A 16,830-nucleotide genomic window follows, 5' to 3' on the forward strand; every position below is an offset into this window, starting at 1 on the left:
CCCCTGCCCACGTCCTGCGGTGAAAGGCCCGGGCACGCCGACTTCGACGACGCCATCGCGTCCTGGTAGGGAATCGGGGCATGAGCGTGCCCCGCCCCAACCCGCTGCTGTCGGACCGTGACGTGGACTTCCAGCTCTACGAGGTGCTGGACACCGCGGCCCTCTGCGCGCTGCCTGCCTTCCAGGAACACTCCCGCGACACCTTCGGCCTGCTCCTGGACAGCACCCGCCGCTTCGCCCGCGAGGTGCTCGCCCCCACCTACCGGCCCATGGACACCTCCCCGCCCGTCTTCGAACACGGCCGGGTGCGCGTGCATCCCGCCATGCGCTCGCTCTACGCGAACATGGTGGACCTGGGCCTGCTCACCGCCACCCGCCCTCCCGACGTCGGCGGCCAGCAGCTCCCCCTCACCGTGCACGCCGTGTCGAGCGCGTACCTCATGGCCGCCAACCTGAGCGCCTATGGCTACCTGGGCCTCACGCTCGGCGCCGCGCACCTGCTGGAGGTCTTCGGCACGCCCTGGCTGCGCGAGCAGTTCATGGCCCCCCTGTACCGGGGGGAATGGACCGGCACCATGGCCCTCACCGAACCGCAGGCCGGCAGCAGCCTCGCGGACGTGAAGACGCGCGCCACGCCCGCGCCGGAGGGCGGCTACCGGCTCCAGGGCTCGAAGATCTTCATCAGCGGCGGCGACCAGGACTTCACCGACAACATCGTGCACCTGACCCTCGCGCGCATCGACGGCGCGGAGGGCGGCACGCGCGGCGTGTCCCTCTTCGCCGTGCCCGCGCGCAGGCCCGAGGGCGGCAAGCTCGTCCCCAACGACGTCCAGGTGGCCGGCGTCATCCACAAGATCGGCTGGCGCGGCCTGCCCAGCCTCGTCCTCAACTTCGGCGAAGCCGACGACTGCCACGGCTGGCTCGTGGGCCAGCCCGGCCGTGGCCTCGCGTGCATGTTCCAGATGATGAACGAGGCGCGCATCATGGTGGGCCTCAACGGCGTCGCCACCGCGTCCGTCGCCTACCAGGAGTCGCTCGGCTACGCGCGCGAGCGCCCCCAGGGGCGGCCCGCCGGCATCCGCGACACCGCGCGCGCCCAGGCCCCCATCATCGAACACGCGGACGTGCGGCGCATGCTGCTGCGCCAGAAGGCCATCGTGGAGGGCGGGCTCGCGCTGCTGCTCGCCACCTCCACCCAGGCGGACCTCGCGAACCACGCGCCGGACGAAGCGGCCCGCCAGCGCGCGCACCTGCTGCTGGACCTGCTCACCCCCATCGCCAAGACGTTCCCGGCGGAGAAGGGCTTCGAGTCCAACGCGCTCGCGCTGCAGATCCACGGCGGCTACGGCTACTCCAGCGAGTACCTCCCGGAGGCGTGGCTGCGCGACCAGAAGCTCAACAGCATCCACGAGGGCACCACCGGCATCCAGGGCCTGGACCTGCTGGGCCGCAAGGCGGTGGCGGGCGGGGGCGCCGCGCTCCAGGCGCTCGATGAAGAGGTGCGCGCCACCACCGCGCGCGCCCGGGTCGCCGGCGTGGAGCCCGCCTGGAGCGACGCGCTGGAGGACGCGCTCCAGCAGGCCACGAGCCTCACGCTGGAGCTCGGCGCGCGGGGCATGGCCGGCGAAGTGGACTCGATGCTGCGCCACAGCGCGGACTTCCTGGAGCTGTTCAGCGTGGTGGCCGTGGCCTGGCGCTGGCTCGCGCAGGCCGCCGCCGCGAAGGAGGCCCTCGGGAGGAACGCTGCCGGGGACGCCCGCTTCTACGAGGGCAAGCTCGCCGCCGCGCAGTACTGGTTCGCCGTGGAGGTGCCGCGCGTGCCGCTCTTGGCCCACCTGTGCCGGACGGGCGAGGACTCCTACGCCCGCATGCACCCTGACGGGTTCTGAACGGCGCATCTTCCCAGCGCCCCGGGAGCCCGGCATCCGTCACAATGGCGGGCATGTCGGTCTCCTTCCACCTGTGCCAGCCCGGTGGGGGCGCCTCGTGCGGCGCCTGCTGCGGCCTCTACAACTTCCGCGACCATTCGCGCGCGGCGCTCACCCAGCGGCTGGCCACGCAGACGGCGCGGCTCGCCCACGCGCCCCGGACGCCGGAGGCCTATGGCGAGGCCGCGCGCGAGCTGACCGCGAACCGCGACGCCCCCGCGCTCTTTCCCATCGTGCGGGTGTGTCCGCTGCTGGGCTTCCTGGACGCGGAGCAGCAGCAGGTGGGCTGCCTGGGCCATCCGAAGGTGACGGGCGGTACGGACCTGCGCGACTGCGGCGTCTACCGCGCGTCCATCTGCGAGACGTTCACCTGCCCCTCCTTCGGCTGGCTCACCGACGCGCAGGCCCGGCTGGTCCAGGCCGCGTGCGCGGACTGGTATCTCTACGGCCTGGTCATCACCGACGTGGAGTTCGTGCGCGGCTGCCTGAAGCTCCTCGAGTGGGAGCTGGGCGGCCCCGCGCATCCGGAGGCGCTGCGCGAGCGGCCCGAATCCCTCCTGGCGGTGCGCCGCCTCTTCGCGCTGAAGGAGAAGGCCCCCGGCCGTGACGACCGGGCCACCGTGTTCGGCCGCTTCACCCACGACACCGAGGACGAACCCGTGCCGCGCACGCTCGACTACGCGGCCCTGGGCACGCGCGCCGCGCCCGAGGACGACGTGGTGCTGTGCCTGGGCTACACGCCAGCGGACGCCCCCGCGCTCCTCGCCGCGCGAGCCCTGGTGCGGGACCACGTGCGCGCGGTGGCCGCCACGGTCCCCGCGTAGAGCCCTTCGTCCCCCTCAAGCAGGCGACCTGCCTCCCGCCCCGAGTGCTTGCACCGGCAGGGGGTCGTTCGCAGGTTCGCCTGCGGGAGGGTTGGCGGATGGGTCGACGCTGGATGTGGCTGGGGATGATGGGGCTGTGCACGGTGGCTTCCGGATGTCGGGAGTCCGACAGCCCGGACACGGTGGGCGTCCCGGCGACGATGCAGGTGCGGGACACGGCGAACGGGGGGCTGATGGTGCCCGCCACGCCGGCCCTGGCGCAGGGCACGACGGAGGGTGTCCAGCCGACGCCGCTTCCCGGGGCGAACGCCCAGGTGCCCCCGAACACGGCACCACCCCCAGGAGCCCTGCCCTTGCGAGACACCCGGACGAACGCCGCGGACCGCACGGCGGCCCAGGCACCCGCGAGTGGAAGCAGCGGGACGGCGACGAACGCGCCCGCCTACGGCGGCAGCGGCACGGCTCAGATTCCAGCGAACACGCCCGCGAACAACAGCACGACCCAGACTCCAGCGAACACGCCCGCGAACAACGCCCCGGCCTACGGCGGCAGCGGCCCTGCGCAGGCACCAGCCCGTGGCGGCAGCGGAACGGCCCAGGCCCCCGCGCAGGGCGGCGCGGCGGCGCCCGACGCGAACGCGACCCCGGGCTCGCAGGCCGCCCAGGCCAACGCGAACGGCCAGCCGGCGGCGGAGGGCCGGGTGATGATTGGCGCGCAGGCGGTCCAGGCCAACGACGACGAGTCCTGGTACGAGGGCGCGGCCAAGGCGGCCCAGGCCGCGGTGACGGACAACACCGCCGACCGCCCGCTCGAACAGGTCACCATCGCCACCAGCACGGTGAACGGCCGGGTGACGCGCGCGAACCGCGACACCCTGCACGTGCGCGACAGCGACGGCACCGTCTACGAACTCCAGCTCGACCCGCGAAGCCGGGGCCTGCGCCAGGGCCAGCGCGTGCCCCTCCCGGAGCTGCGCGAAGGCACCCCGGTGCGCGCCAGCTTCGCCCTCATCGGCGGCCGCACCGTCGCCCGCGACGTGCAGGTGCGTCGCTAGCACCCGCCAACGCACACCCCGCAAACGACGACACCCGGGAAGCCTTGGCGGCTCCCCGGGTGCCTGTCTTCAAACAGCGGATGCGACGACTAGTAGACGGCCTTGAGCGTCACGCCCGAGTACGCCGAGTAGCCGCGGATCTTCACGTAGTACTTGCCCGCGGTCGTCTTGGTCAGCGTGCAGGTCTCCGCGTTGCCGCTGGCGTACGGACGGCAGTCGTACGCGGTGGTCGTCGGCGAGGAGCCGAAGCGCACGTACAGGTCCGCGTCACCCGTGCCACCCGTGGTGGTGATGGTGACCGTCCGGTTCGCCGGCACGTCCAGCGTGGTCCACTCGGTGGTGAACGAGCTGGCGGCGCCAGACACGCCCGTCACCGGCACGTTGCTCTGCAGCACGTTGCCCGTCGGTCCGCCACCGCCCGTGTAGCTGCCCTTCAGCGTCACGCCCGAGTACGCCGAGTAGGCGTTGAGCATCACGTAGTAGGTGCCCGCCTGGATGTTGGTGATGGTGCACGTCTCAGCGTTGCCGCTGGCGTACGGACGGCAGTCGTACGTGGCGGAGTCCGGCGCGGTGCCGAACTTGACGTACAGGTCCACGTCACCCGTGCCACCGGAGGTGGTGAACGTCAGCGCCGTGGAGCCCGCCGGAACGGCCAGCGTGTAGAACTTGGAGTTACCCGCCGCGTCGCTGATGCCCGTCACCGCGACGTTGTTCGTCAGCGGAACCGTCGTCGGGGGAACCACCACACCGCCCACGCCCACCGCTTCCCAGGCGGCCTTCACCGCGTCCTGGGTCGCCTGGTCGTAGCCCAGCTCCGAGGCGGCCTGGATGGTCCAGGTCTTCGCCTGCAGGAACGTGGTGCCCGCCGTGTAGATGTCCGTGTTGGCCTTGTACCAGATGCGCGCGGCCTTCTCGACGCCGATGGCCGGCACGTTGATGGTCGAACGGCCGCGCGGGTGCACGCCACCCTTCGACAGCAGCGCGAACGCCAGGTTGGGCACGCCGGAGCTGTAGTGCACGTCCGTGCCGGACGTCACGTTGGCCGCCCAGTCCTTGGACGCGCCGTCCTTCGCCGGGTCATCCATGTAGCGCAGGGCGTCGTTCGCCGTGCCGGGCGTCCAGACATCCTCGCCCACCATCCAGATGGCCGCCGCGGTGCTCCAGCCGTTCACGCGGCTCTCGCAGACGGCGCCGAACGTGTCGGACATCGCCTCGTTGAGGCCACCGGACTGGCCGGAGTACGTGAGGTTGGACTCCTTCGACGTGACGGCGTGGGTCAGCTCGTGGACCGTGACGTCCGCGTCCTTGCCCAGCTCGATGGAGTTCACGCCGTCGCCATCGCCGTACACCATCTGGGTGCCGTCCCAGTAGGCGTTCACGTAGTTGGTGCTGTAGTGCACCGTGCTGATGAGCGCCGTGCCCGCGTTGTCCAGCGAGTCGCGGTTGAAGAGGATCTTGTAGCAGTCGTAGGTGTAGCCCAGCATGTCGTAGTTGGTGTCGACGTGCGAGTCACCGATGGCCGCCTGGCCCTCGCTGCGCTTGAGCGTACCCGGCGTGCTGGTGCCGTTGTTCGCGCTGTACACGCGGCGGTTGATGGCCGTGTGGACCTGCGGCGCGACCAGGACGATGGAGCCGTCCGCGCCGCCCACGTACACGCGGTTGCGGATGGGGGCCTCGGCGCCCTCGCCCGTGACCGTCACTTCGTAGGCCAGGCGCAGCGCGCCTTCCTCGGTGCGCACGTACACCAGCCGGGGGGTGCCTTCCACCGCCAGGTTCGTGCCGGCCGTCGCGCTCAGCGCCGCCTGCTGGGCGGACGTCGCCGCGATGCGCGGCAGGGCGGAGACGGAGACGCCGTCGCGCGCGGAGCCGTTGGCCGCGTACACCGTGCCGTCCGGACGCACGTGCACCGCCAGCTCACCGCCAACCACTTCCAGGCCGTTCTTCATCTGCGTGAAGCGCAGGTGCTGGTTGCCCTGCTCGTCCGTGTTCGTCCGGCGCAGGTGCAGGTCCTCCGCCTTCAGCCGGAAGGCCGGAGCCACCGCCGCGACCGCCTGCTGTCCCGCGGCCAGCGTGTTCAGCGTTCCCACCGCGCGGCCCAGCTCGCCGCGGATGCTGTCCGGGATGCCGTCGGGGTGCACGCCGACCACCTGGGCACCACCGAGCGCGTTCAGCGTGCTCTGGATGTCCTCGCCCGACTTCTCCTGCTCAGGCGCCTTCGCCTCGTCGCCAGCGGAGCCCTGCGTACCGCACGCCGTCAGAGCCACGCCAAGCCAAGCCGCGCCAATCGTCTTCAACAGTCGATGAGCCAACGCGATACCTCCATGAAGAAACAGCGGGGTGATACGTGTCACACTTGTTTTCATCAGGGCAACTACTTTTTGGGGAAAGTACGTTTAGTTACTTTCTCCCACCCTCCCATTCAAACGTGATAGCCGCGAATTCCCCGACAGGCTCATTTGCTCAACAAATGAGAACCTTTCTGGATGTCGGTGGAAGTCGCCCGGGATGCCCTACGGGATGTTTCAGGTGTTTCATGAGACGGGGCGCAGCATGCCCCAGGGGGCTGACATGACGCCAAACGTCGCCTCTGGGTGGATTGAAACAGTGTCCTGGGAATGTCCACTGCGGGTGGCCCTGGTGGCGCTGGTGACGCTCACGGCGGCGTGCGCGTCGCGTGCGCCGGCGACCGTGCCGGACGTGCCGGCCCCGCCCCGGCTGTCGGTGGCGCAGGTGGCGCGGCTGCTCCCGGCGAAGGTGAAGGGCCCGGAGCGCGAGGGGTGGGCAGGGGACGTGCTGGCCGCGCTGGACGCGGAAGCGGTGCTCCCGTCTGCGTCGGTGGTGTGTCAGGTGCTGGCCGTCATCGATCAGGAGTCCGGCTTCCAGGCGGACCCCGCGGTGCCGGGGCTCGCGAAGCTGGTGCGGCAGAAGCTGGACGCCACGGCGGGGAAGCTGGGCCCGCTGGGGCGGCGCGTCCTGGAGGAGGTGCTCGCATCGAAGGCGAAGGGGGCGAAGCGCACCTTCGGGGCCCGGCTGGACGCCGCTCGCTCCGAACGGGACCTGGACCGGCTCTTCCGCGACATGCTGGCGTATTACGAGGAGCAATACCCTGCGGCGTACGCGGCGGCGGACCTGGCCAGCTCGCTGTTCGGCCCGTCCTCGTTCGCGGGGCAGAACCCCATCACCACCGCGGGCTCCATGCAGGTCAGCGTGCAGTACGCGGTGAACAAGGCCGGGCCGGACGCGGACCCCGACGCCGTGCGCGACTCGCTGTACACGCGCGCGGGCGGCGTGCGGTACGGCACCGCCCGGCTGATGGGCTTTGAAGCCGCGTACCCGGAGCCCCTCTTCCGCTTCGCCGACTACAACAGCGGTGTCTACAGCTCACGCAACGCCGCGCTGCAATCCCAGGTCAGCAAGCTCACCGGTGTTTCTCTTGCAACGGATGGAGACCTGCAACTGTATGACAAGAATGGCGAACCCCGGAATGACGACAGCCAGAGCCTCAAGGCCCTGCTCCTCTTCCGTCAGCGTTACGCGCCGGACCTGAGCGAGCGTCGCGTGCGCCGGGACGTGGAGCAGGAGAAGACGGCGGAGTTCGAGACCACCGACACGTATCTGGCGGTGAAACGCGTGTACGCGAAACAGACGGGGCAGCCGCCCGCCTACGCCCAGCTTCCCCAGGTGACGCTCAAGAGCCTGAAGCTGAGCGGGGAGCGCACCACGGCGTGGTTCGCGAAGTCCGTGGACGCGCGCTACCAGCAGTGCCTCACCCGCCACCGCCAGGGTGGGCGGTAGCGGGCGGGCTTCCAGGCGGGCTACGGCGTGGTGAACGCGGCGCTGAACGTGTCCGCGCTGTAGAGGGGCAGCCGCTCCGAGCTGACGTAGGGCGCGCGCCAGGGCTCGAAGTCCGGCGAGCCGTCCGCCCTCACGCGCAGGTAGTACGTGGAGCCGGGCTCCAGCGCGTTGGCCGGCAGGCGCAGGTGGTTCCTGTTGCCGGGCACGTAGAAGCGCTTGGGGAGCGAGGTTTCGAAGCTGTCGGTGAGCTTGATGAGCACCACCATGTAGGACCGGGGCGTCCCCAGCACCGGCTGCTGCCAGCTCACCACCGGCTGGGTGCTGCCCACCGAGCGCGGCTCATAGGCATCCACGCCGTCGATGCGCAGCGCCTGCGGCGGTGAAATCCTTGGCTGGATGGGGCCGGCGATGAGGTTGTCCAACCGGTCGATGACGCTGATGGTGCCATTGGGGTAGTGGTTCCGGGACCCCACGACGACCGGGGTGGCCGAGCGGAAGGAGTAGCTCGCCAGCCCCAGCACGCCCCAGGACGCGGGATAGGGATTGCCGAAGGAGAGCCGGCGCGTGATGACGCCGGTCTCACCGCGCGGCAGGTTCAGGTTGAGCAGCTCGCCCTGGTAGCCCACCCAGCCATCCTGGAGGCCATGGGGCACGGGCAGCACCTGGAACCAGGACGAGCTGAGCGTCGAGGTCGGGTTCGCATCCGCGCGCCAGCGGGTGAACTCCGACAGGCGCCACTCCATGGAGAACGCATTCTGGGCCGTCGGCTGCAGCGCGGCGAAGAGCGGCATGGCGGTGGTGCCGTCCGGCGTGAACGCGAAGGCCGGCAGGTGCTGGCTGCTCGTCACGGTGGTGTAGCCCATGGGCCCGCCGCTCGGCAGCGTCCCGGACGGCACCGCGTTGAGCTGATTGACGTAGACCCGGTCGCCCTTCGCCGGGTCCAGGACTGGCAGCGGGTAGCCGGTGAAGCCCGTCAGGGAGGCCTCCGGATCGTAATAGGACGTGGAGCCCACCGGGGGCGTCAACGAGAAGTCGAGGCTCGCGGCCAGGTCCACGTCCCCGCTGACCACCTGGAGGGCGCTTCCCGGCGCGCTGATGGACTCGTACTCCTGCCAGGGGTCCATGCCGGTGAGGTTCGCCATCGCGGGCGAGTAGCTGACCGACGAGGCGACGGCATCATGACGCCCCACGCGATTGACGCCCAGGTCGAAGCGCCGCTCCCGGGTCAGGTAGTGGAGATGATTGGAGCGGACGAAGAACTCCCCCTCCGGGATGTCGTCGAAGCGCATGCCCCCCGCCACCGGAGTGCCCGAGCGCCGCTCGAAGCCCACGCCGTCCGGGTTGGGGATGAGGATCTCCAGGTCGCGCGTGGACAGGTCCTGGGGAACGACCGTCACGCCCGTGCTCGTGTGGAAGCGGGAGTCGGCCGTCACCAGCACGGAGGTGTCGGGAGTGCCCGCGTCCACCTCCCCCGTTCCCGCGTCGGGCTCACCACAGCCCGGCAGCAGGTCCCCGTCGGCCACCGACGCGGTGCCTTCACGGGGGTCGGTCCAGAGGACGTCCGGGGGATTCACCTCACCCGCGGGAGCTTCTGCTTCTCCGCAGCCCAGCCAGGCCGCGCAGGTGGGGACGAGCAACAACGACAGACGGCGCAAGAACATGACGGGTCCGGGAGACAGGCAATGGAATGACGGCCAGTGCCGGTCCAGACCGACACTCCATCTATACGGGGAGCGGCACTTTCCCTGGCCATTCGATTTTTCGCGGAATTTCCAGCCGCTCCATCAAGTGCCTGTTTTCCCGGAACCCGCGATCCCGGCGACCCGAAAGCCTTTGCGTTAGCGAATGGGCGGAGCCACCGGGGCGAAGCGCTTGTCGGAGATCTTCATCTCGGTGACGGGGCCGTACTTGCGGGCCACGTCGCGCAGGGCCGCCGCCTTGCCGATGAGGACGAACGTCAGGTCCTGGGACGCGGGCAGCACGCGCTGGAGCACGGTGCGCACGCCGTCGCGGGTGGTGGCGGAGATGGCGCCCGCGAAGCCGTCCACGTCCTGCGCATCCAGGCCGAAGAAGGTGAGCTCCGACAGCTTCGAGGCCAGCTGGGCGCCTGTCTCCAGCTTCGGGGGGAACTGGCCCAGGACATAGGCCTGCGCGGAGGCGAGCATGGCGTCATCCATGCCTTCCTTGCGGTAGCGCTCCAGCACGTCCAGCGCGAGGTCGATGGCGCGGCCGGTGGTGTCCGTCTGGGTATAGGAGAAGAGGACGACGGGGCCCGCCTGGCGGCTGGGGACGAGGAAGGAGCGGGCGCCGTAGGTGAGGCCGGTCTTCACGCGCAGCTCGGAGTTGAGCAGCGAGGTGAAGCGGCCGCCGAGCACGGTGTTGCCCAGCTCCACCGCGACGCGGTCCGGGTCGGTGCGGGAGATGCCGGTGTTGCCAATCCAGAAGTACGTCTGGGTGGCGTCGGGCTTGTCCACCAGCAGGACGCGCCGGCCCTTCGTGGGAGCGGTGGCGGGCACGGCGGCGAGCGGCTGGGCGGCGGGGGCCCAACCGCCCAGGGCGGACTCCAGCTTCGCGGCGAGCGCCTTCGCGTCGAAGTCACCGACGACGGAGAGGATGAGCCGGTCTGCGCCCAGGTTCGCCTTCGCCCAGCCGAGCACGTCGTCCCGGCCGAGCGCGGGCAGGGAGGCCTCGCTGCCGTTGATGGGCTGGCCGTAGGGGTGCGCGGCGAAGAGGAAGGCGTCGAAGTACGTGCCACCGAGCGCGCGCGGGTCGCCGTCCTTCGCGGCGGCGAGCTCCGACACGCGGCGGGCGCGGGTCTTCTCCAGCTCCTGCGCGTCGAAGCGGGGGCGCACGAGCATGTCCGACAGCAGCTCCACCATCAGCGAGGTGTCGCGGGACAGGAAGCTGCCGGTGATGACCACCGCTTCGCGGCCGGGGGTGATCTCCAACTGGCCGCCCACGCCGTCCACGGTATCGGCGAACTGCTGGGCGTCACGGGAGCCAGCGCCCTTCTGGAGGAGCTGGGCGGTGAGCGCGGCCAGGCCGTCCTTCCCAGCGGGGTCGGTGACGGCGCCACCCCGGAGCCATGCGGAGAAGGAGACGAGCGGCAGCTCCCGCTTCTCCACGAGGAGCAGCCGCGTCCCGTTCTTCAAGGTCACGGTGATGGCCGCGGGCAGCGTCACGCCCTTGCCCAGGGGCGCGGTCTTCGGCGTCGCGGGGGCAGCGGCCTTCGGAGTCGCGGCAGCGGGCGCGGCGGACTTGGACGATGCGGCGGGCGCGGGCGTCTGCGCGGAGGCAGGAGCGGAGACGAACAGCAGCGCGGCGAGCGCGGAGCGAAGACGGACGGGAGCACTCATCGGGAAGCCTCCCCGTGGACCGGAGCGGAGCAGCGAAACAGCGCGGCGAGCGGAGCCAGGACGGACGGGAGCGTTCATCGCGAGGCCTCCTTGCGGGCAGGGGTGGCGGAGGCGGTGGTGGGAACGAGCCAGCCCACCGTCCGGTGGTCGGAATTGAAGATGCGCGCGGCCAGCGTGCGCACGCCGTCGCGGGTGACCTTCTCGTAGCGCGTGGGCGCATCGAGCAGCGTGCGCCAGTCCCCCCGGAAGGTGGCGGCGGCACCCAGTGCGCGGGCGCGGCCGTCGTTGGTCTCCAGCTTCCGCCAGAAGGTGGACAGGGCGATGTTGCGCGCCTTGCGCAGCTCCGCGTCGGAGACACCGTCCTTCGCCACGCGGGCCAGCTCCTCGGTGAGGAGCGCCTCGGCGCGCGGCAGGTCGCCGCCCGGCGGCAGGTCCACCAGGAACCACGCCAACGACGGGTCGAAGCCCCCGGCGAAGGAGCCCCGGACGCGGATGGCCACGCGCGCATCCTCCACCAGCTTGCGGTGCAGGCGCGACGAATCCCCATCCGTGAGGATGAGCCCCAGAAGCTCCAGCGTCTCCGCCTCCGGGTCGTTCGCGGCGAGTGCGTGATAGGCGACCTGGAGCAGCGGGGACTGGGCCAGCTTCTTCACCGTGATGCGCCGCTCGCCCTGCTGTTCGGGCTCCTTCGTGCGGACGGGCTCGGGAGCGGGCTGCGAGGGGATGACGCCCAGCGTGGACTCCACGAGCTCGAAGATGCGCGAGGGCTCCACGTCCCCGGCGATGACGAGCGTCGCGTTGTTGGGCGCGTAGTACGTCTTGAAGTAGCGCTGGAGGTCCTCCATGCGCCAGGACTCGATGTCGGACGGCCAGCCGATGACGGGGATCTGGTACGGGTGCGCGACGAAGGCGGTGGCCTGCATCTGCTCCATCAGCGCGCCGGAGTTGTCATTGTCCACGCCCGAGCGGCGCTCGGAGTAGACGACGCCGCGCTCGGACTCGATGACCTTCGGGTCGAAGGCGAGCGACTGGAGCCGATCGGCCTCCAGGTCGAAGATGAGGGGCAGCGCGGAGGCGGGGAACCAGTCCAGGTAGACGGTGACGTCCTCGGAGGTGAACGCGTTGTTGGAGCCGCCGTTGGCCTCCATCACGCGGTCGAACTCGCCGGGGCCGTACTTCTTCGCGCCGTTGAACATCATGTGCTCGAAGAAGTGGGACAGGCCGGTGATGCCGGGGCGTTCGTTGCGGCTGCCCACGCGGAACCAGTTGTTGAGGGCCACGCTGGGGATGTCGTGGTCGGGCCACACGATGACGGTGAGCCCGTTCTTCAGCGTGCGCGCCTGCACGCTGGCGCCCAGCTTCGCGACGGAAGCGGACGTCTTGGAGGACGGGGGCGGCTTGGGGGCCTGGGCCTGGACCGGGGATGTGCCCAGCAGGGCCAGGCAGGCGAACCACGACAACGGCTGTCGGAACATCCTCACTCCTGGGCAGAGGCGGAAGCGGCGCCCGGGAACGGGCGGGGTCGCACCCTATTCCAGAAACGCCGCACGCCGCGTGCTCCCCAGAGCGAGGGCCTCAGGCGCCCAGCACCTGACGCAGCACGTTCAGGAAGTAGTTCTGGCTCCCGACGTGGGCCGAGTACCGGTTGGCGGAGTCGTGGAGGCGCTGGGCGACGGCCTCGAACTCCGCCTGGCTGACGTCGCGCAGGGACATGTACAGCCGGGCCGCGGCGCGCAGGTGGGAGAAGAGGGGGTTCTTGTGCTGGCCATCCGGCCGCCGCGCGAGGTGGCGGTAGAGCTGGGCGAACTCCTGGTCGTTCTCCGCGTGGCGCGTGTCGCGGCAGAAGCCTGCGGCGGTGGCCTCGATGAGGAAGAAGAACGGCTCGTATTCGAAGAAGGGCGGCTTGTTGAAGTTGGGCGGCTGCTTGTCACCGGTCCACAGCTTCGCGACGGGCTGCAGGTGCACGTGGGCGGTGATGTCACCGAAGCGCACGGGCACCTCGTCGCCCACGGGCTTGATCCGGCCCTGCTCGTCCCGCTCCACCGGGATGAACAGGCGCTTGGGGTCGTCCACCTGCACGCCCGCCTTCTCCAACTCCGCCACCACGTTCGCGTCCATTGCGTTGATGTTCCTCCGGTCCCCCCATCTACCGCGTCGCGCCCGGTTGTGCACCCGGCACGTCGGCCGGGCGGGCAGGCGTCGCGTCCTCCAGCAGGGCTTCGGCGGCCCGGAAGACACCGTTGCCTCGCTCATATGGGACGGAGCGCTCCCCCCCTCCTGCCTCCGACCGGCTCCATGAGGAGCACAGGCTCCCGGTGAACCGTGCGTACTGGGCGGTCCTCCAGGAACCGGAGCCGCAGGACCACGCCATCCGCACGTCGATTCTCGTCGTCGACTGGCAGTGCATCCCCTCCTCGGGACGGCTCGCGGCCTCCACCAGTTGACGCATGAGCTGTTCGCCCACCGCACGCTCCAGGACCTTGTCCACGCGCGGGTCGGGCGGCTCCCGGAGGTGCGTCTGCAGTTCCCCCATCAGCCGCGCGCCTTCGGGCTGGAGTCGCAATTCAAGTGTGTTTCGCGTTGCGGCAAAACAACCGTTGGCGTCGAACTCGATCTCCAGCACCGCGTCTGGAGTCGAAAGCAGACACGCCAGGGGACTCTCCGGGGCCTCCTGCCCCAGGACCCTCGCGAAGTCGTAGGCCTCCAGGCCCTCCCCCGAAACCCACGTCCGTCCCTCGTCGGATGAGCGCATCAGGCCGCCTCGCCAGAGGCCCGCGAGCAGGGTTCCATCCCTGAGCGGAACGAGCGCGCGGATGGAATGCCCCGAGGTCCTGCCCGTTGGGAACCAGCTATTGCCTGCGTCGTGGCTGGCCATCACCTGGTCCCCCGACCACCCCCACCAGCGTCGGGGGCCCTGTTGGATGAAGCCATCCAGGTGCGTCTCCGGGCCGCGACCGAACGTGAGCATCGGGCTTCGGCGGACGAGCTGCCCGCCGACATGGACAGACACTTCAGCCGTGTCTGGGGAAAAAGCCACCACCGAATCATGGGAGAACACCCAGGCCTCTTCGAAGGAAGGAATCCACTGTTCCAAAGGCAATCCCACGGGCGTACGGGTCACGATGTGCCGTCCGTCGGGCGTCAGTGAGACGCTCAGGGACGACGTCTCGGCATCCTCCTCGGGAATGGGAGCGGACCAGCTCCGGCCCCCATCGGTCGTCTGGTAGAGCCCCCCAGTGCCACGGACCCAGGCCAGCTCCGGCGTAAGTCGCACGACCCCGTTCAATCTGGCAGGAACCGAGGGACCCACAACGGGACCTCGGAGCCGCTGGAAAGGCTGCGTCAGCGGCTTCCAGCTGTTGCCTCCGTCCTCCGTGGCCCAGAGGGTGGCCTCATGGCCGATGGCCCACCCGTGGTCGGGGGAGAGAAAGGAAAGTCCCTCGCAGGCGTCCTGCGTGTCGAAGGGTGTGGTGGCCAATTCCTGCCAGCTCGCGCCCTGGTCCTCGCTGCGCAGGATGCGTCCGGAGGAGCCGCAGAGCCAGGTCCGGTTTCCAGCGCGCTCCAACGCGGAGAACCCTTGTTCATCGACCAGCGGAACCGTCTTCCACGTCTTGCCGCCATCCACCGTGCGGAAGGCCCGCTGCCCGAGGTAACCCGCCGCCAATCCAATCTCAGGCGTGTACCAGGTCAGGAAGCCGATGCCGTTCGCATCTGCTTCCGCCCGCGTCGTGTTCAACGCCCGGGCAAGCTCCACCGCAGGCTGCCAGGATCTGCCTTCGTCCGAGCTGCGAAAGACTTCGATGGCGCGATCGTCCCCGTTCCCGGAAGGGTCGTAGCGCGTCTCGCCCATCGCCCACCACGCTCCATCCGGCCCCGGAACCACGGCCCTGAGCCAGACATTGAGTACCTGGACGGACAGGTCGACCATGACCGGGGAAGCTCCACGGTTTCGCGGGGTGGCGCACCCCAGGGCCCCCGCGCATACCATCCAGACAATCCACGAAGCTGTTCGCATCCCAACCCCTCCAGGCCAACCCTCTGGCGTGGCGTCAGTCATCCCCCGGGAGCCCGTCGGCGTTCCTCACCGTTTCCGCATGATTCGCACATGAAACCCATGACCCGGCAGGACATCCGCGAAGCCATCCAGTCCCTCTTCGCCGTGTTCGACGCGGAGGTCGATGCACCCACGCGCGAGCACGACCTGCGGCTGGCGCTCGACCGGATCGCACTGGCCTCCCACTTCGTGGACGTGGAGTTCGACCCGAGCGCGACCTCACCGGACGACGTTCCCTCCACGCCCTACGAAGAGTTCAGCAAGCGGCTCGGTCAGTGTTTCCCCGGGCTGGGGTACTACAGCGTGTCGCTCGACAGCACAGACCTCGGAGAGGAGAAGCCCGGGGTCGGAGATGCCATCGACGACCTGGCGGACATCGCGCGCGACCTCCAGGAGGTGCTGCTGCGGTGGGAGACCAGCGAGGTGGACGCCCTCTGGCACTTCCAGTTCCTCTTCGGAGCACACTGGGGCAAACACCTCCGAGCGCTCCAGCTGCACCTGCACGAACGGGCGTTCTGATTCAATCAGCATCCATGAAAGGCGCCGTCAGGGGAGCCCATCATGACCATGACCACCCGCACGCTCTATCGACCTGTCGACCTCCGGGAGCTGGCGGGAGGCTCGTGACTGTTCAACCGGCTTCGAAGTAGTCCGTGTCGATTTTCGGGATGTGGAGCGCCTCGGTCGAAACGCCGACCCCGTGCTCGATCATCAGCTCGGTGAGTCGAAGCCCATCCACCAGGACGATGCTTCCACGGGCCTGCTTCGCGGCGTCTCGTGCCGGCCCCGAAATCGTCCCGGAGGTGATGAGCACGCCCTTGTCGGCACCCTGGAGTTGGAGGGCGCCCATGAACCCCTGGATCTGCGGCGAACCGACCTGCCCCTGCCACTTCTTCGCCTGCACGTAGACCTTCTGGAGCCCCAGCCTGTCGAGTGACACGATGCCGTCAATCCCACCGTCATTCGACCGTCCCACCCGAAGCAGCGCCGAGCGGCTCGTTCCGTACCCCAGCGCATAGAGCAGATCGAGCACCAGCGTCTCGAACTCCGTCGGTGTCTGGTTTGCAATGTGCTCCAGAAGGTCGCGGGCGACGCTGGCGCGAATCAGGCCAATGGCATCCTCGATCTCCTCGCGGGGACTGCGGGTCTCCTCAGGAGAAGGCACAGCTTCCGCCGAACCCGCGGACCGCTCGGAGCCATTCGCGCCAATGAGACTGCGGATCGCGACATCCCGCGACGCACCGGCAATCCGCTCCACCTCTTCTTCAGGAACCTTGCCGCCATGCTTCGCGAGGAACTTGCGCCCCGCGTCGGTGATCAGCCACGTGCCCCGCACCGGAGCGCTCGACAACCCGGCCCGCTTCAGCGCGTCGTGGGCCCAGCCAATCCGATTCTGGAACACGGACTGGGCACCGCTCGGCAGCAGGACAGTCCGCTCCTCTTCCGACAGGCCCAGGCGGTCCGCCAGCCCCTGGTAGATGACACGCGGGCGAACCGAGCCCTGCTGCTCACCCAGATACTGGAGCAGCGGGCCGATGAACCGGGGGTAGCTGGGAAGGGACATGGGTTCGCGGACTCCGGGGAGCGGCTGTCTTCAGACGCGGCGGACAAAAGAAAAGGGCCCTGAACCGAAGTCCAGGGCCCTCAAGTTCTTCACTCTGTGCCCAAGGGCGGAATCGAACCACCGACACGGGGATTTTCAGTCCCCTGCTCTACCGACTGAGCTACTTGGGCGTACTTCGCTGCGCACCGCGAACGGCAGCGCCGATTTACGGTCCCTGGCCCGCGCCGTCAACCTCTTTCGCCGCGCCCGTTTCC

Annotated in this window: 12 protein-coding genes and 1 tRNA gene; 5 read left to right on the top strand and 8 right to left on the bottom strand. The window is 69.7% G+C overall.

The window, feature by feature from the left end; genetic code table 11:
* The first annotated feature begins 80 nt into the window (after positions 1-80).
* The 3 genes from D7X74_RS27820 to D7X74_RS27830 all read left to right on the top strand — a co-directional run bounded on the left by D7X74_RS27820 (position 81) and on the right by D7X74_RS27830 (position 3,807).
* Positions 81-1,889 (top strand): acyl-CoA dehydrogenase, encoded by a 1,809-nt coding sequence (locus D7X74_RS27820; protein WP_120536033.1) that lies wholly within the window; start codon positions 81-83, stop codon positions 1,887-1,889.
* A 53-nt stretch (positions 1,890-1,942) separates the two neighbouring features.
* Positions 1,943-2,752: a hypothetical protein gene (locus D7X74_RS27825; protein WP_120536043.1), complete on the top strand. Its 810-nt coding sequence runs from the start codon at positions 1,943-1,945 to the stop codon at positions 2,750-2,752.
* Between the two features lie 98 nt (positions 2,753-2,850).
* Entirely contained in the window at positions 2,851-3,807 is a 957-nt protein-coding gene (locus D7X74_RS27830; RefSeq protein ID WP_147446697.1) for a hypothetical protein, read from the top strand.
* A gap of 89 nt (positions 3,808-3,896) precedes the next feature.
* On the opposite strand, the gene D7X74_RS27835 is transcribed toward D7X74_RS27830, so the two are convergent.
* Positions 3,897-6,116, bottom strand: coding sequence for a M4 family metallopeptidase (locus D7X74_RS27835; RefSeq protein WP_120536035.1), 2,220 nt, complete (start codon positions 6,114-6,116; stop codon positions 3,897-3,899).
* Positions 6,117-6,375: 259 nt separating this feature from the next.
* On the opposite strand from D7X74_RS27835, the gene D7X74_RS27840 reads away from it, so the two are divergent.
* The gene (locus D7X74_RS27840) at positions 6,376-7,602 is read left to right on the top strand and encodes a DUF1615 domain-containing protein (RefSeq protein ID WP_120536044.1); all 1,227 of its coding nucleotides are present in this window, start codon (positions 6,376-6,378) and stop codon (positions 7,600-7,602) included.
* 20 nt (positions 7,603-7,622) lie between these two features.
* Here the strand turns inward: D7X74_RS27840 and D7X74_RS27845 are convergent, their stop codons facing one another.
* From D7X74_RS27845 to D7X74_RS27865, 5 genes are all read right to left on the bottom strand, one after another.
* A complete protein-coding gene (locus D7X74_RS27845; protein WP_147446698.1) occupies positions 7,623-9,263 on the bottom strand; it encodes a fibronectin type III domain-containing protein in 1,641 nt (546 codons plus the stop codon).
* A gap of 177 nt (positions 9,264-9,440) precedes the next feature.
* A complete protein-coding gene (locus D7X74_RS27850) occupies positions 9,441-10,958 on the bottom strand; it encodes a pitrilysin family protein (protein WP_120536037.1) in 1,518 nt (505 codons plus the stop codon).
* 74 nt (positions 10,959-11,032) lie between these two features.
* Positions 11,033-12,433, bottom strand: coding sequence for a pitrilysin family protein (locus tag D7X74_RS27855; protein WP_120536038.1), 1,401 nt, complete (start codon positions 12,431-12,433; stop codon positions 11,033-11,035).
* 100 nt (positions 12,434-12,533) lie between these two features.
* The gene (locus D7X74_RS27860; RefSeq protein WP_120536039.1) at positions 12,534-13,076 is read right to left on the bottom strand and encodes a hypothetical protein; all 543 of its coding nucleotides are present in this window, start codon (positions 13,074-13,076) and stop codon (positions 12,534-12,536) included.
* A gap of 28 nt (positions 13,077-13,104) precedes the next feature.
* Positions 13,105-14,886, bottom strand: coding sequence for a YCF48-related protein (locus D7X74_RS27865; protein ID WP_158622301.1), 1,782 nt, complete (start codon positions 14,884-14,886; stop codon positions 13,105-13,107).
* Between the two features lie 177 nt (positions 14,887-15,063).
* On the opposite strand from D7X74_RS27865, the gene D7X74_RS27870 reads away from it, so the two are divergent.
* A complete protein-coding gene (locus D7X74_RS27870) occupies positions 15,064-15,531 on the top strand; it encodes a DUF5063 domain-containing protein (protein ID WP_233602284.1) in 468 nt (155 codons plus the stop codon).
* A gap of 112 nt (positions 15,532-15,643) precedes the next feature.
* Here the strand turns inward: D7X74_RS27870 and D7X74_RS27875 are convergent, their stop codons facing one another.
* Positions 15,644-16,576, bottom strand: a complete 933-nt coding sequence (locus tag D7X74_RS27875) for a restriction endonuclease (protein ID WP_120536042.1) — start codon at positions 16,574-16,576, stop codon at positions 15,644-15,646.
* 97 nt (positions 16,577-16,673) lie between these two features.
* Positions 16,674-16,746: transfer RNA gene (locus D7X74_RS27880), tRNA-Phe, on the bottom strand.
* Positions 16,747-16,830: the final 84 nt, after the last annotated feature.

This window comes from Corallococcus sp. CA047B (genome assembly GCF_003612065.1).
In the GTDB taxonomy this organism is placed as follows: domain Bacteria; phylum Myxococcota; class Myxococcia; order Myxococcales; family Myxococcaceae; genus Corallococcus; species Corallococcus praedator.

Coding starts and splice junctions, on each gene's coding strand:
- D7X74_RS27820 (WP_120536033.1), top strand. CDS start 81: ATGAGCGTGCCCCGCCCCAACCCGCTGCTGTCGGACCGTGACGTGGAC.
- D7X74_RS27840 (WP_120536044.1), top strand. CDS start 6,376: ATGACGCCAAACGTCGCCTCTGGGTGGATTGAAACAGTGTCCTGGGAA.
- D7X74_RS27845 (WP_147446698.1), bottom strand. CDS start 9,263: ATGTTCTTGCGCCGTCTGTCGTTGTTGCTCGTCCCCACCTGCGCGGCC.
- D7X74_RS27870 (WP_233602284.1), top strand. CDS start 15,064: ATGAAACCCATGACCCGGCAGGACATCCGCGAAGCCATCCAGTCCCTC.
- D7X74_RS27830 (WP_147446697.1), top strand. CDS start 2,851: ATGGGTCGACGCTGGATGTGGCTGGGGATGATGGGGCTGTGCACGGTG.
- D7X74_RS27855 (WP_120536038.1), bottom strand. CDS start 12,433: ATGTTCCGACAGCCGTTGTCGTGGTTCGCCTGCCTGGCCCTGCTGGGC.
- D7X74_RS27875 (WP_120536042.1), bottom strand. CDS start 16,576: ATGTCCCTTCCCAGCTACCCCCGGTTCATCGGCCCGCTGCTCCAGTAT.
- D7X74_RS27825 (WP_120536043.1), top strand. CDS start 1,943: ATGTCGGTCTCCTTCCACCTGTGCCAGCCCGGTGGGGGCGCCTCGTGC.
- D7X74_RS27865 (WP_158622301.1), bottom strand. CDS start 14,886: ATGGTCGACCTGTCCGTCCAGGTACTCAATGTCTGGCTCAGGGCCGTG.
- D7X74_RS27860 (WP_120536039.1), bottom strand. CDS start 13,076: ATGGACGCGAACGTGGTGGCGGAGTTGGAGAAGGCGGGCGTGCAGGTG.
- D7X74_RS27850 (WP_120536037.1), bottom strand. CDS start 10,958: ATGAGTGCTCCCGTCCGTCTTCGCTCCGCGCTCGCCGCGCTGCTGTTC.